The 12,993-nt window shown below is 75.1% G+C and carries 16 protein-coding genes; 3 read left to right on the top strand and 13 right to left on the bottom strand.

Translation table 11 applies throughout. The features are described 5' to 3' along the window. Window positions 1–108: 108 nt before the first annotated feature. Window positions 109–1,566, bottom strand: coding sequence for a PLP-dependent aminotransferase family protein (locus E1258_RS06375; RefSeq protein ID WP_132397699.1), 1,458 nt, complete (start codon window positions 1,564–1,566; stop codon window positions 109–111). 58 nt (window positions 1,567–1,624) lie between these two features. On the opposite strand from E1258_RS06375, the gene E1258_RS06370 reads away from it, so the two are divergent. After that, window positions 1,625–2,359: a YitT family protein gene (locus tag E1258_RS06370; protein ID WP_132397697.1), complete on the top strand. Its 735-nt coding sequence runs from the start codon at window positions 1,625–1,627 to the stop codon at window positions 2,357–2,359. Window positions 2,360–2,436: 77 nt separating this feature from the next. Then, the gene (locus E1258_RS06365) at window positions 2,437–2,898 is read left to right on the top strand and encodes a hypothetical protein (protein ID WP_132397695.1); all 462 of its coding nucleotides are present in this window, start codon (window positions 2,437–2,439) and stop codon (window positions 2,896–2,898) included. Window positions 2,899–3,164: 266 nt separating this feature from the next. On the opposite strand, the gene hisF is transcribed toward E1258_RS06365, so the two are convergent. From hisF to hisD, 11 genes are all read right to left on the bottom strand, one after another. Continuing rightward, on the bottom strand, window positions 3,165–3,932 hold the full coding sequence (gene hisF, locus E1258_RS06360; protein WP_132397693.1) for an imidazole glycerol phosphate synthase subunit HisF: 768 nt from the start codon (window positions 3,930–3,932) through the stop codon (window positions 3,165–3,167). 134 nt (window positions 3,933–4,066) lie between these two features. Then, window positions 4,067–5,065, bottom strand: coding sequence for an NADP-dependent oxidoreductase (locus E1258_RS06355; RefSeq protein ID WP_132397691.1), 999 nt, complete (start codon window positions 5,063–5,065; stop codon window positions 4,067–4,069). A gap of 93 nt (window positions 5,066–5,158) precedes the next feature. Further along, window positions 5,159–5,590, bottom strand: coding sequence for an organic hydroperoxide resistance protein (locus E1258_RS06350; protein ID WP_132397705.1), 432 nt, complete (start codon window positions 5,588–5,590; stop codon window positions 5,159–5,161). A 5-nt stretch (window positions 5,591–5,595) separates the two neighbouring features. Continuing rightward, the gene (locus E1258_RS06345) at window positions 5,596–6,042 is read right to left on the bottom strand and encodes a MarR family winged helix-turn-helix transcriptional regulator (protein WP_132397689.1); all 447 of its coding nucleotides are present in this window, start codon (window positions 6,040–6,042) and stop codon (window positions 5,596–5,598) included. A 173-nt stretch (window positions 6,043–6,215) separates the two neighbouring features. After that, complete coding sequence (gene priA, locus E1258_RS06340) at window positions 6,216–6,941, bottom strand: bifunctional 1-(5-phosphoribosyl)-5-((5-phosphoribosylamino)methylideneamino)imidazole-4-carboxamide isomerase/phosphoribosylanthranilate isomerase PriA (RefSeq protein WP_007072139.1); 726 nt, start codon at window positions 6,939–6,941, stop codon at window positions 6,216–6,218. Between the two features lie 112 nt (window positions 6,942–7,053). Next, window positions 7,054–7,377, bottom strand: a complete 324-nt coding sequence (locus tag E1258_RS06335) for a hypothetical protein (RefSeq protein ID WP_132397687.1) — start codon at window positions 7,375–7,377, stop codon at window positions 7,054–7,056. A gap of 42 nt (window positions 7,378–7,419) precedes the next feature. Further along, window positions 7,420–8,055, bottom strand: coding sequence for an imidazole glycerol phosphate synthase subunit HisH (gene hisH, locus E1258_RS06330; protein WP_132397685.1), 636 nt, complete (start codon window positions 8,053–8,055; stop codon window positions 7,420–7,422). 43 nt (window positions 8,056–8,098) lie between these two features. Continuing rightward, window positions 8,099–8,272, bottom strand: coding sequence for a hypothetical protein (locus E1258_RS33115; RefSeq protein WP_165949663.1), 174 nt, complete (start codon window positions 8,270–8,272; stop codon window positions 8,099–8,101). 2 nt (window positions 8,273–8,274) lie between these two features. Further along, window positions 8,275–8,886, bottom strand: coding sequence for an imidazoleglycerol-phosphate dehydratase HisB (hisB, locus tag E1258_RS06325; protein WP_007072143.1), 612 nt, complete (start codon window positions 8,884–8,886; stop codon window positions 8,275–8,277). Beyond that, a complete protein-coding gene (locus E1258_RS06320) occupies window positions 8,883–9,956 on the bottom strand; it encodes a histidinol-phosphate transaminase (protein ID WP_132397683.1) in 1,074 nt (357 codons plus the stop codon). Before E1258_RS06320 ends, hisB begins: the two co-directional genes overlap by 4 nt. 76 nt (window positions 9,957–10,032) lie before the next feature. After that, entirely contained in the window at window positions 10,033–11,355 is a 1,323-nt protein-coding gene (hisD, locus tag E1258_RS06315) for a histidinol dehydrogenase (RefSeq protein WP_132397681.1), read from the bottom strand. 158 nt (window positions 11,356–11,513) lie between these two features. Between hisD and E1258_RS06310 the strand changes: the two genes are divergently transcribed. Next, window positions 11,514–12,215, top strand: coding sequence for an LON peptidase substrate-binding domain-containing protein (locus E1258_RS06310; RefSeq protein ID WP_132397679.1), 702 nt, complete (start codon window positions 11,514–11,516; stop codon window positions 12,213–12,215). Here the strand turns inward: E1258_RS06310 and E1258_RS06305 are convergent. Next, on the bottom strand, window positions 12,130–12,960 hold the full coding sequence (locus tag E1258_RS06305) for a DUF2567 domain-containing protein (RefSeq protein WP_132397677.1): 831 nt from the start codon (window positions 12,958–12,960) through the stop codon (window positions 12,130–12,132). The two genes, E1258_RS06310 and E1258_RS06305, sit on opposite strands and share 86 nt — an antisense overlap. Window positions 12,961–12,993 lie beyond the last annotated feature (33 nt).

Below are 12,993 nucleotides of genomic sequence, written 5' to 3'. Positions count from 1 at the left end.
GTCTCCCAACCCGGGACCCCCGGCATCCGGGTTCGGCCAGATCACCGCCGCGGGCTCGGCCGGCACCGTCGCGGGCGTTGGCGCGGCTCCACGAACCGGCCGTGCGGCTCAGGCGATGACCGCCGGCTCCTGCCAGCGCGGGCGGCCGGCGCGGTCCAGGTCGTACCGAACCGCCGCCAGCCGGCCGACAGCCTCCACCAGGTCTGCGGCGGGCAGGGTGAACGGCAGCCGCAGGAAGCGTTCGAGGGTTCCGTCCAGGCCGAACCGGGGGCCGGGCGCCAGCCGTACGCCGACCTCGTCGGCGGCCCGGGCCAGCGCGCTGGAGATCGGACCGTCCAACTCCACCCAGAGTGTCACCCCGCCGCGCGGCACGGTGACCCGCCAGTCGGGCAAACGCCGCGCGAGCGCGTCGGTGAGGGCGTCGCGTTGGGCGGCGAGCTGGGTGCGGCGGGCGTTCACGATGGCCGACGCGTCGGCGAGCAGATGGACCGCGACGAGCTGGTCGAGCACCGGGCTGGCCATGTCCACCCCGACCCGGGCGGCGGCCAGCCGCTGCACCTGCGGGGCGGACGCGCGGACCCAGCCGATGCGCAGGCCGCCCCAGTACGGTTTGCTCATCCCGCCGATGGAGATCACCCGGGAGTGCCGGTCGAACGTGGCCACGGGCGGGGGCAGCTCGGTGCCGTCCAACGGCAGATCCACGAACGACTCGTCGATCACCAGGTCGGTGCCGGCGGCGTGGGCCACGCCGACCATCCGTTCGCGCAGCTCGGCCGGCATCAGGTGCCCGGTCGGGTTCTGGAACTCGGGGATCAGGTACGCCAGCTTCGGCCGCCCCTGGCGCAGGCTGCCCAGCAGCATGTCTGCGTCCCAGCCCGCGGCGTCGGTGGCCAGGCCGTGGGTGGTGATCCGGGCCCGGCGGGCGGCGAGGGCGGCGAGCGCGTTCGGGTACGTCGGCGACTCGACCAGGACGCTGCCGCCGGGTGCGAGGGCCAGCCGCAGCACCAGGTCCAGCGCGTGCTGGGTGCCGCTGGTGACCATGATCTGGTCGGGCGAGGTGGGCAGACCCCGGGCCGTGTATTTGGCGGCGACCGCCTCGCGCAGCTCGTTGATGCCGGTCGGGTGGTAGCCGGCCCCGCCCAGGTAGCGGGGCAGGTCCTCGGCGGCGGCCCGGGCGGCGGGCACCAGCTCGGGCGGGGCGGCCAGCGCGGCCACCCCGAGGTCGATCATGTCGCGGTCGTCCAGCGGGGTCCACAGGCCGGTGCTCGCCACCCGGTGGGTGCCCGGGAGCATGGTCCAGCTACCCGCCCCCCGGCGGCTGGCGAGGTGACCGCTCTCCCGCAGCTGCCGGTACGCGGCGGTCACCGTGGTCCGGCTGATCCGCAGCGCCTCGGCCAGCTCCCGCTCGGCGGGCAGGCGTACCCCCAGGGGCAGGCGGCCGTCGGCGAGCAACCCCCGCACGGTGCCGGCGAGCGCGGCATAGTCCGGGCTGCGTCGGCGGCCCGGCAGCGCGTGCCACTGCCCGAGCAGCCGAGCCAATTGGGCCCCACGCACCTGACTCGTCATGGCCACCCTCCCAATATTGGCTCTCCCACCCGCCGGATTGGCCCCTAGGGTGGCATGCATGGCGGCAATTGGCAATCTCCGGCACCGGCCCGCCCGGCGGCTGGTCCAGCTCTACGGGGGGCTGGTCCTCTACGGCGTCAGCATGGCGCTGATGATCCGCTCCGGTCTCGGCCTCGACCCGTGGGACGTCTTCCACCAGGGTGTCGCCCGACAGACCGGACTGTCGTTCGGCACCGTCACCATCGCCGTCGGTGCGCTCGTGCTGCTGCTGTGGGTCCCGCTGCGGCAGCGCCCCGGCCTGGGCACGGTCAGCAACGTGCTGGTGATCGGACTGGTGGTCGACGCGACCCTCGCCCTGCTGCCCGACGGCCTACCGCTGGCGGTTCGAGCGGCGCTGCTGGTCGTCGGGATCGGCGCCAACGGCGCCGCCACCGCCCTCTACCTGGGCGCGCGGCTCGGCCCCGGCCCCCGCGACGGTCTGATGACCGGGTACGTGGCGCGCCACCCCGGGCGGTCCGTCCGGGGAGTCCGCACCGTCATCGAGGTCGCCGTGCTGGCCCTCGGCTGGCTGCTCGGCGGCACCGTCGGCATCGGCACCGTCGCGTACGCCCTCGCCATCGGGCCGCTGGTCCAGCTGTTCCTGCCGGCGTTCACGGTCGATCCGCCGCCCGGGGCGGCCACCGAACCGAGGCCGGTCGCAGCGGAGCCGAGGCCGATCCGAACGGAGCCGAACCAGGTCGGCGCGGAGCCGGTAGGAGTGCCGCCCGCCGAACCGCGCCCGGCCCGTTCGTAGCCGCTCTGAGCTGCCGCGACACCCGTACCGGAAAAGTAGGTGTTTCCTCCGGGGGCGCCGCACGGCATCATTCCTGCATGGGGGAGAACGGATGGCGCTGGACCGACGCCTGGATCTTCGTTTCACTGGTAATCGCCAACGGCGCGGGCCGGCACCGCAGGTCGGCATCCACCCGACGTCCCGAGGGCGTCCGGCTCACTGACGTGCTCTCCACAGCCGACCACCTCAACCACACCATCCCCGAGCGGCACGACGTGGAGACCGCAGTCCGGCGACTCGTCGGCGCCGGCCTGGTCAGCGTCACCGACGGCTGGTTCCGGCTCACCCCCGACGGTGAGAAGCTCTGGCGCACCCGCCCGAGCGCCGGCCTGGCCACCGCCGTGGACACGGTGCAGGGGGTGCTGAGCCGGCGGCACGCCCCGGGCAGTGCCGACTGGACCCTCCCCGAGGACGAGCACGCCGCCGCCGTGCAGGAGTACGTGGTCCGCTCGATCCCGGCTCCGCGCCGCTCCCCGAAGGGCCACTCCGGACGCGCCTGACCGTCCCGGCCGGCGCTCCCCCGAAGGGGCCCGGCTCGCTGCCGGACGCCGCGCGGCTTTCGGCTAGAGGTCGTGCGGGCCCGGGTGGGGCCGCGCGGCTCCGGGATGGGGCCGGAGCCGGGGCGATCCGCCAGATCGCCGACCTGGGTCGGTCCGGGGCGCAGAACATCGCCACGTCGCCGACACTGCGGGGCGGTCACCCGAGGCCGGCCACCCGAAGGACAACGGGCCGCAGGCGATGGTGGGCCGCAGGCGATGGTGGCGGGTCAGCGCACGGGGTGACCCGAGCCGCGCAGGGCGTCCTTGACCTCGGCGACGGTCAGCTCGCCGAAGTGGAAGACGCTGGCGGCGAGCACCGCGTCGGCCCCGGCGGCGATCGCCGGCGGGAAGTGGGCCACCTCGCCCGCGCCGCCGCTGGCCACCACCGGCACGTCGACGACGGCGCGGACCGCGCCGATCAGCTCCAGGTCGAATCCGGCCTTCGTGCCGTCGGCGTCCATCGAGTTGAGCAGGATCTCCCCCGCGCCCAGCTCGGCACCGCGCCGGGCCCACTCGACGGCGTCGATCCCGGTGCCCTGGCGACCGCCGTGGGTGGTCACCTCGAAGCCGCTCGCCGTGGTGCCGGCCGACGCCCGCCGCACGTCGAGGGAGAGCACCAGCACCTGCCGGCCGAACCGGTCGGCGATCTCGGCGATCAGCTCGGGCCGGGCGATGGCCGCGGTGTTCACCCCGACCTTGTCGGCACCGGCCCGCAGCAGGGTGTCGACGTCGGCGACCTGCCGGACGCCGCCGCCCACGGTGAGCGGGATGAACACCGACTCGGCGGTGCGTCGTACGACGTCGAGCATGGTGCCTCGGTCGCTGGAGGAGGCGGTCACGTCCAGGAAGGTCAGCTCGTCCGCGCCCGCCCGGTCGTACGCCGCGGCCAGCTCCACCGGATCCCCGGCGTCACGCAGGTCCAGGAAGTTGACCCCCTTGACCACCCGCCCGGCGTCCACGTCCAGACACGGGATCACCCGTACCGCCACCGTCATGCCGCGAAGCCTATCGCCCCCCGGCCCACCCGGCGACCGCCCGGTGAGGGCGACCACCGGCGACGCGGGCGACCTGCTCCAGCTGGTGAGAGGGGAACCCCTCTCTACCGCAGGCGTCAACAAGGGGCCCCTCCTTACAACCGGACGAGCATCTTGCCGAGGTTCTCGCCGCGCAGCAGGCCGAGAAACGCCTCCGGGGCGGCGGCGATGCCGTCGACGACCGTCTCGTCGTACGAGAGCTTCCCGTCGCGCAACCAGCCGGAAACCTCCTGGACGAACTGGGCGCGCAGGTGACCCTGGTCGCCGACGAGGAAGCCACGCAGGGTGAGCCGCTTGCTGATGAGCAGCGCCAGGTTGCGCGGCGCGGCCGGCGGCTCGGTGGAGTTGTACTGGGCGATCATGCCGCAGACGGCGACCCGGCCGTGCAGCCGCATCGCGCCGAGGGCGGCCTCCAGGTGCTCGCCGCCGACGTTGTCGAAGTACACGTCGATCCCGTTCGGGGCGGCGGCGGCGAGCTGATCGCGCACGGGGCCGTCGTGGTAGTCGAAGGCGGCGTCGAAGCCGAGCGCCTTGAGCCGCTCGACCTTGGCCGGCGAGCCGGCGCTGCCGACCACGTGGGCGGCGCCGGAGAGCTTGGCGATCTGGCCGACCATGCTGCCCACCGCGCCGGCCGCGCCGGAGACGAAGACGCTCTCGCCCGGCTGCATGGCGGCCACGCCGAGCAGGCCGGCGTACGCGGTCAACCCGGTCATGCCGAGCACGCCCAGGTACGCGCTCACCGGGGCGACCGACGGGTCGACCCTGCGGGCGCCCTTGGCGTCGACCAGGGCGTACTCCCGCCAGCCGAGGCTGTGCAGGACTGTGTCGCCGGGGACGATCCCGTTGCCCTCGCCGGCCACCACCTCGCCGACCGCGCCGCCTTCGAGCGGGGCGGCGAGGGCGAACGGCGGCACGTACGACTTGACGTCGTTCATCCGCCCCCGCATGTACGGGTCGACGGACATGAACTGGTTGCGGACCACGAGCTGGCCGGGGCCCGGGGTGGGCACCTCGGTCTCCACGAGGCGGAAGTTGTCGGCGGTCGGCCACCCCCGGGGGCGGGAGGCCAGGTGGATCTCACGGTTGACGGTCACGGCTTCGTCGTCCTTTCGGTCGCTGGGCGGGTTGGGCGGTGCTGGGCCGCGGCGCGGGACGCCGCGCGGTTGCGCGATGCCACGCGGGGCGTGTCAGCCGGCCAGGGCCTCGCGTACGGTGAGGGCGACCTCGATGTTGCCCCGGGTCGCGTTCGAGTACGGGCAGACCTGGTGGGCCTGGGCGACGAGCTGATCGGCGACGGGCCGGGCGACGGCCGGCAGGTCCACCACGAGGGCGACGGTCAGGCCGAAGCCGCCGCTGCCGTTCGCGCCGATGCCCACCTCGGCGTCGACGACCGAGCCGGTCACGTCGGCCTTGGCCCGCCGGGCCACCAGGCGCAGTGCGGAGTGGAAGCAGGCGGCGTACCCGGCGGCGAAGAGCTGCTCCGGGTTCGCGGCGCCGCCCGCGCCGCCCATCTCCTTCGGGATCGCCAGGTCCAGCTCGAAGGTGCCGTCGGAGGTACGGACGTGGCCGTCGCGGCCGTCGCCGGTGGCGCGGGCGTTGGCGGTGTAGAGGACCTGCATGGCGATCACTTCTCCTTCTGTCGGTGGATCGTCTCGGCGACCCGGGTGAGGGTGTCGCGCAGCCCGATCAGCTCGGCCTCGGTGAGCCCGGTGGCCCGGGCGACCCGCAGGGGCACCCCGCACATCCGCTCGCGCAGCACGCGGCCGGCGTCGGTGAGGCGCACCTCGACCCGCCGCTCGTCGCGCGCCGATCGGGACCGGACCAGCGCCCCGGCCGCCTCCAGCCGCTTGAGCAGCGGGGAGAGCGTGCCGGAGTCCAGCCGCAGGGCAGCGCCCAGCTCGGAAACCGTGGGGACGTCGTCGCCGCGCTCCCAGAGCACCAGCAGCACCAGGTACTGCGGGTAGGTCAGCCCGAACTCGTCGAGGATCGGCCGGTAGACGTCGGTCAGGGCGCGCGACGCCGCGTATAGCGCGAAGCACACCTGCCGTCCCAGCACCAGATCATCGGTCACCACAGAAACGTAGCCAGCAATTTAGTTGCGCACAACTTAATCGGTCGCGATGTGCCCCGCCTCACCCCGCCCCGCGGGCGGGGTGAGCGGTCAGCGGTCGCCGAGGTACGCCTCCAGCTTCACCAGGTGCCCGGGATCGAGCAGCCCGTCCACCACGCCCAGCCGGGTCACGGTCACACGGCGGCGAGCACGTCGAGGGCCTGCCGCACGGTGAAGGCGCCCGCGTACAGCGCCTTGCCGGCGATCACACCCTCCACGCCGACCGGCTCCAGGGTGGCCAGGGCGCGCAGGTCGTCCAGCGTCGAGACGCCCCCGGAGGCGATCACCGGGGCGTCGGTGCGGGAGCAGACCTCCCGCAGCAGGTCCAGATTCGGCCCGCGCATGGTGCCGTCCTTGGTGATGTCGGTCACCACGTACCGGGAGGCGCCGGCCTTGTCGAGCCGCTCCAGCACCTCGTACAGGTCGCCGCCGTCGCGGGTCCAGCCCCGTGCCGAGAGGGTACGGCCCCGCACGTCCAGCCCGATCGCGACCCGGTCGCCGTACTCGCCGCAGACCCGGTCGCACCACTCGGGGTCCTCCAGCGCGGCCGTGCCGATGTTGACCCGCGCCGCGCCGGTGCCCAGGGCGGCCCGCAGCGACGCGTCGTCCCGTATTCCGCCGGACAGCTCCACCCGCACGTCGAGCCGACCGACCACGTCGGCCAGCAGCGCGGCGTTGGAGCCGCGGCCGAACGCGGCGTCCAGGTCCACCAGGTGGATCCACTCCGCGCCGTCGCGCTGCCAGGCCAGCGCCGCCTCCAGGGGGTCGCCGTACGCGGTCTCGCTGCCGGCGGCGCCCTGCACGAGCCGGACGGCCTGGCCGTCGGCGACGTCCACGGCGGGCAACAGGGTGAGGCTCAACGCTCTTCTCCTCGCATCGAAAACGTCTCTTCTCGCATCGGGAACCTCCGCTTCGGAAGCTTCCGCGTCGCGAGCCCCCGCGTCGGAAGCTTCCGCGTCGGGAACCCCCGCGTCAGGACCGGCGGCCCAGGGCGATCACCACGGCCGCCGGCAGGACCAGCAGCAACAACACGACCAACACCACCCGCAGCGCCACGTCGTCGACGAAACTCCAGATGGCGACCACCGCCACCCCGGTCAGACCGATGATCGCCGCCCGTTCGCCCCGGGAATGCCGGGCCAGCCGGCCGGTGCGGCGACGCGGCCAGCGTGGCGTCAGCCGGCGTACCACCGCACGGCGACGCTCCCGGCGGGCCACCCGGCGGCGGCGGACGGCCCGCTCCCGCTCCAGCTGGGCCTCGCGGGCCTCCCGCCGGCGGGCCCGCTCCTTGCTCACGCCGCGCCCCCCGGCCCGGTGCCCCGGCCGCGCGGCACCCGCTCAGCCACCGGCGGTCACGGCGCCGAGCCAGTTGCGCAGCAGCGCCGCGCCGGTGTCGGCCGACTTCTCCGGATGGAACTGGGCGGCCGAGAGCGCGCCCCGCTCCACGGCGGCCACGAAGTCCGCCTCGTGGTGCGCGGTGGTCACCGCCGCGCCCGAAGCCGCCAGCGCCGCCGGGTCCACCGCCGCGTAGGAGTGGACGAAGTAGAAGCGGCTGGCGGCGGGCAGGCCGGCGAAGAGCACCGACGACGCCGCAGGCCGCACCGTGTTCCAGCCCATGTGCGGCAGCCGGGCGGCGGGCAGCCTCGTCACCCCGCCGGGCAGCAGCCCGAGCCCCTTGGTGACCACCCCATGCTCGTCGCCGTGTTCGAAGAGCACCTGCATGCCCACGCAGATGCCCAGCACCGGCCGGCCGGCGGCGACCCGCTCGGCGATGACCGGGCCCGCGCCGAGCGCCTCGATGCCGGCCATGCAGGCGGCGAACGCGCCCACGCCCGGCACCACCAGGCCGTCCGCCTCGGCGGCGGCGGCCAGTTCGTCGGTCACGGTGACGTCGGCTCCGGCCCGCTGGAGGGCCCGCTCGGCCGAGCGCAGGTTGCCCGAGCCGTAGTCGAGCACCACGATCCACTTGCTCATGCGCCCGCCCCGCTCCGCCGGCCCATGCCGGCACCCCGCCTCGTCATGAACCCTCCCCGGGCAGCAGCCAGAGCACCCCGCCGGCCGTGGCCAGCAGCGCGAGCAGCGCGGTGACCACCACCGCGCCGCGCGAGGCGCCCTGGCGGTGCAGCGAGAACGCCCCGCCCACCAGCAACCCGGCGAGGATCAACAGCAGGGTCGGCAGCACCCCGCCCATGGCTACAACGCACCCTTCGTGCTGGGGATCGCGCCGGCCGCGCGCGGGTCGAGCGCCGTGGCCTCGCGCAGGGCGCGGGAGACCGCCTTGAACTGGGCCTCCACCACGTGGTGGGCGTCCGGGTGGCCGCCGGGGCGGGCCGCGCGCAGCACGTCCACGTGCAGCGTGATCCGGGCCGCCTGGCCGAAGGACTCCCAGATGTGCCGGGTCATGCTCGTCGGGTAGACCGGCCCGATGTACGGGGCCAGCGCCGGCTCGTCGTGCACCACGTACGGCCGGCCGGACAGGTCGACGGCCGCCCGGACGAGGACCTCGTCCATCGGGACGGTCGCCGAGCCGTACCGCCGGATGCCGGCCTTGTCCCCCAGCGCCTGGTCGAACGCGGCGCCCAGCGCGAGCGCGGTGTCCTCCATCGTGTGGTGGGCGTCGATCTCCAGGTCGCCGACCGTGCGCACGGTCAGGTCGAATCCGCCGTGCCGGGCGATCTGGTGCAGCATGTGGTCGTAGAAGCCGACCCCGGTGCCGATCTCGGCCCGGCCGGTGCCGTCGAGGTCGATCTCGACGAGCACCTTGGTCTCCTTGGTGATCCGCTCGACCCGGGCGGTGCGGCTCATTGCACTGTCTCCATCGCGGTGAGGAAGGCGTCGGTCTCGGCGGGGGTGCCGGCGGTGACCCGCAGCCAGCCGGGCAGCCCGACGTCGCGGACGAGCACGCCGCGCTCCAGCAGGGCACGCCAGGCCACCGTCTGGTCGCCGCCCACCTGGAACAGGACGAAGTTGGCGTCGCTGTCGGCGACCCGCAGGCCCCGGGCGCGCAGCCCGGCGACGATCCGGTCCCGCTGCCCCATGATCGCCTCGACCGTGGCCAGCAGGGCGTCGCGGTGCGCCAGCGCCGCGCGGGCGGCGGCCTGGGTGAGCGCCGAGAGGTGGTACGGCAGCCGCACGAGCTGCACCGCCGCCACCACGGCCGGGTCGGCCGCGAGGTAGCCCAGCCGGCCGCCGGCGAAGCCGAACGCCTTGCTCATCGTCCGGGTCACCACCAGCCGCGGGTGGCCGGGCAGCACCGCGAGGGCGCTGACCGTGCCGGGGCGGGCGAACTCGGCGTACGCCTCGTCGACCACCACCATGCCGGGCGCGGCGTCGAGCACGGCGGCCACCACCGCTGGGTCCAGCGCCGTGCCCGTGGGGTTGTTCGGCGAGCAGAGGAACACCACGTCGGGGTGGTGCGCGCGGACCTGGGCGACCGCCTCGTCGGCGGTCAGCCCGAAGTCGGCCCCGCGTGCCGCCGGGACCCACCCGGTGCCGGTGCCGAGCGCCAGCAGCGGGTGCATCGAGTACGCCGGGGTGAAGCCGAGCGCCGTGCGCCCCGGGCCGCCGAACACCTGGAGGAGCTGCTGCTGGATCTCGTTGGAGCCGTTGGCCGCCCACACCTGCTCGACGGTGAGCCCGTGTCCCAGATACGCGGCCAGGTCGGCGCGCAGCGCCACGGCGTCGCGGTCCGGATAGCGGTTCAGGTCACGCAGTTCGGCCGCGAGGGCCTTGCCGATCGCGTCGGCCACCTCCTCGGGCACCGGGTACGAGTTCTCGTTGGTGTTCAGCCGCACCGGCACGTCCAGCTGCGGCGCCCCGTACGGCGACAGCCCGCGCAGGTCGTCGCGGATCGGCAGATCGTCCAGCATGCTCACGCCGCCACCACGCCTCGCCCGGTGCCGGCCTGAGGCCGGGAGGGTCCGAGCCCGATGGTTCGCCCGCTGCGCCCGCTCACGACGCCTCCCCCGGGAAGCGCACGCTGACCGCCTGGCCGTGCGCCGGCAGGTCCTCGACGCCGGCCAAAGTGACCACGTGCGGGGCCACCTCCCGCAGCGCGTCCCGCGTGTACTCCACCAGGTGGATGCCGCGCAGGAAGGACTGCACGGACAGGCCGGAGGAGTGCCGGGCGCAGCCGCCGGTGGGCAGCACGTGGTTGGAGCCGGCGCAGTAGTCGCCGAGCGACACCGGCGACCACGCGCCGACGAAGATCGCCCCGGCGTTGCGTACCCGCAGCGCCCACTCGCGGGCGTTCTCGGCGTGGATCTCCAGGTGCTCGGCGGCGTACGCGTCGACCACCCGCAGGCCGGCCTCCAGGTCGTCCACCAGCACCACGCCGCTCTGCTCGCCGGTCAGCGCGGTGGTGACCCGGTCGGCGTGCTTGGTCGCCGGGACCTGCCGGCCCAGCTCGGCCTCGACCGCGTCGGCCAGCGCGATCGAGCAGGTGACCAGCACGCTGGCCGCGAGGGGGTCGTGCTCGGCCTGGCTGATCAGGTCGGCGGCGACGTGCGCCGGATCGGCGGTGTCGTCGGCGAGGATCGCGATCTCGGTGGGGCCGGCCTCGGCGTCGATGCCCACCACGCCGCGCAGCAGCCGCTTCGCGGCGGTGACCCAGATGTTGCCCGGCCCCGTGATCATGTCGACGGGGTCGCAGTGCTGTTCGCCGGCCGGGTCGACCGTCGAGCCGTAGGCGAGCATCGCCACCGCCTGGGCGCCGCCGACGGCGTACACCTCGTCGACGCCGAGCAGCGCGCAGGCCGCGAGGACCCGCGCATCGGGCAGGCCGTCGTTCTCCTGCTGCGGCGGGCTGGCCACGACCAGCGACCGGACACCGGCCGCCTGGGCGGGGACAACGTTCATCACCACGGTCGACGGGTACATCGCCAGACCGCCGGGGACGTACAGGCCGACCCGGTCCACCGGCACCCACCGCTCGGTGACGGTGCCGCCGGGCGCCACCTGGGTGGTGTGGTCGACGCGCCGCTGGTCGGCGTGCACCCGCCGGGCCCGGCTGATCGACTCCAGCAGGGCCGCGCGGACCTGCGGGTCGAGCGTCCCCTCGGCCTCGGCGATCGCCTCAACCGGCACCCGCAGCCGCTCGGGCGAGACCCCGTCGAACCGTTCGCTCGCCGCGCGGATCGCCGGGTATCCATGCTCGCGGACCGCCTCCACGAGCGGGCGGATCCGCTCGACGGCCACGGAGACGTCGAGCTGGGCACGGGGCAGCAGGCGGCGGGGGTCACGGACGCCGCCGCGCAGGTCGATCCGATTCAACACGCCTGCGAGTCTAGGCGGCCGGGCCGGCCGCGGGCCCGCGCCGTCCGCACCCCGGGACGGTGAGCCGAGCCACGCCGGCCGGCGAGCGGGCCGGAAGGGTCCCGCCGGGGCGGGGACGGGCCGCGCCCGGGCGGCGCGGTCGGGCTAGGCTCGATCCCGTGACTGCACGGTTGCCGGTTTTCCCCCTCGGGACGGTGCTCTTCCCCGGCCTGGTGCTGCCGCTGCACATCTTCGAGGAGCGCTACCGGGCCCTGGTTCGCCACCTGGTGGGCCTGCCCGAGGGCGCGCCCCGGGAGTTCGGCGTGGTGGCCATCCGGGCCGGCTGGGAGGTCGCCCCCGGCGCCCCGGGGCGGCCCGTTCCCGGCGTCGGGGACGTCACGCTGCACGAGGTCGGCTGCACCGCCGAGCTGCGGCAGGTGACCGAGCTGTCCGACGGCGGGTACGACATCGTCACCGTTGGGCGGCGGCGGTTCCGCATCGCCGACCTCGACGTGGGCGCCGAGCCGTACCTGACGGCCGAGGTGGAGTGGCTGCCCGAGCCGGACGGCCCCGACGAGAGCGCCGACCTGCTGGCTGCCCGGGTTATCTCGGTCTTCCGGCAGTACCTCGGGCTGATCCGCCCCGGGCCGGAGGACATCTCCGAGCAGCTACCGGAGGACCCGACCGTGCTCTCCCACCTGGTCGCCGCGACCGCCATGCTGACCGTCGACGACCGGCAGCGACTGCTCGCGGTCGACGACACCGCCGCCCGGCTCCGCGCCGAGCTGCGGCTGCTCAACCGCGAGGTGGCTCTGCTGCGCCAGGTGCGGGCGGTTCCGGTGCCGCTGTCGGAGTTGGCGAGCCCGCCGGCCCCGAACTGAGCCCCGGCCCGGCCTCGAATCCGGTGGGCACGGCGGCGGTGGGCGGGCCTGCGCTCGGCGGGGCGATGAGGACCCAGGACAGGTCGGGCTCGGGCTCCGGGCGCAGCGACGGCCAGCGCGACCAGCCGGCCAGCAGGGTGTACGTCACGGCCACGCCGAACGCCGGCAGCAGCAGGTTGCCGTACGGCAGGGGCAGCACGTCGAGGAACCGGTGCAGGCCCCCTGCTCGCAGGTCGGCGGGTTTGGTGAACGCCTGCCCGTCCGGGGCGCCCGCCAGCAGCCGCTCGTACGTCGACAGGCCGACCCGTCGGCCGACCTGCCAGGCAACCAGCGCCGCGCCGAGGCCGCCGACCGCCCCGGCGAGCAGCCCGACCGGGCCGCGCCGCCGCCGCAGCAACACCCACAGGGCCAACGCGGCGAGCACCCCGAAGCCGAGCCCGAGCAGGCTGAACCAGCCGTCCGCGGCGATCGGCTGCTCCGGCTGCGGTTGGGCGTAGACGGCCCCCTCGGCGGTCTTGACCACCTGGGTGTCGGGCGCGACGGCCGCCCAGAGCAGCCCCAGCGGGACGCCCAGCGCGGTCAGCGCCACCGCCGCGCCCAGCGCCACGCCGACCGCCCTGCCGGGGCGGTGCCCGGGCTGGGCCACGCCGCCGGGGACCGGCCCGGCGAGCAGGTCGGCGGACGGGTCGGCCGGCGGGTCGGGACGAGGCACGGGCCGGTCGGCGTCGGAGGTGTCCGGGCTCACCCGATGATCCTTCCAGACCGGGTACGCCCCCGG

Origin of the sequence: Micromonospora sp. KC207 (assembly GCF_004348615.1) — a bacterium.
Lineage (GTDB): Bacteria > Actinomycetota > Actinomycetes > Mycobacteriales > Micromonosporaceae > Micromonospora.
Note: the sequence above shows the minus strand (reverse complement) of the source record. Positions and strands in the feature narration are given on the sequence as shown.

Excerpts from the sequence above, each read along its gene's own strand:
- E1258_RS06350 (WP_132397705.1), bottom strand. The coding sequence starts at position 5,590 with ATGCAGGTCCTCTACACCGCCAACGCCCGCGCCACCGGCGACGGCCGC.
- E1258_RS06365 (WP_132397695.1), top strand. The coding sequence starts at position 2,437 with ATGGGGGAGAACGGATGGCGCTGGACCGACGCCTGGATCTTCGTTTCA.
- E1258_RS33115 (WP_165949663.1), bottom strand. The coding sequence starts at position 8,272 with ATGGGCGGGGTGCTGCCGACCCTGCTGTTGATCCTCGCCGGGTTGCTG.
- hisH (WP_132397685.1), bottom strand. The coding sequence starts at position 8,055 with ATGAGCAAGTGGATCGTGGTGCTCGACTACGGCTCGGGCAACCTGCGC.
- hisF (WP_132397693.1), bottom strand. The coding sequence starts at position 3,932 with ATGACGGTGGCGGTACGGGTGATCCCGTGTCTGGACGTGGACGCCGGG.
- hisB (WP_007072143.1), bottom strand. The coding sequence starts at position 8,886 with ATGAGCCGCACCGCCCGGGTCGAGCGGATCACCAAGGAGACCAAGGTG.
- E1258_RS06370 (WP_132397697.1), top strand. The coding sequence starts at position 1,625 with ATGGCGGCAATTGGCAATCTCCGGCACCGGCCCGCCCGGCGGCTGGTC.
- E1258_RS06375 (WP_132397699.1), bottom strand. The coding sequence starts at position 1,566 with ATGACGAGTCAGGTGCGTGGGGCCCAATTGGCTCGGCTGCTCGGGCAG.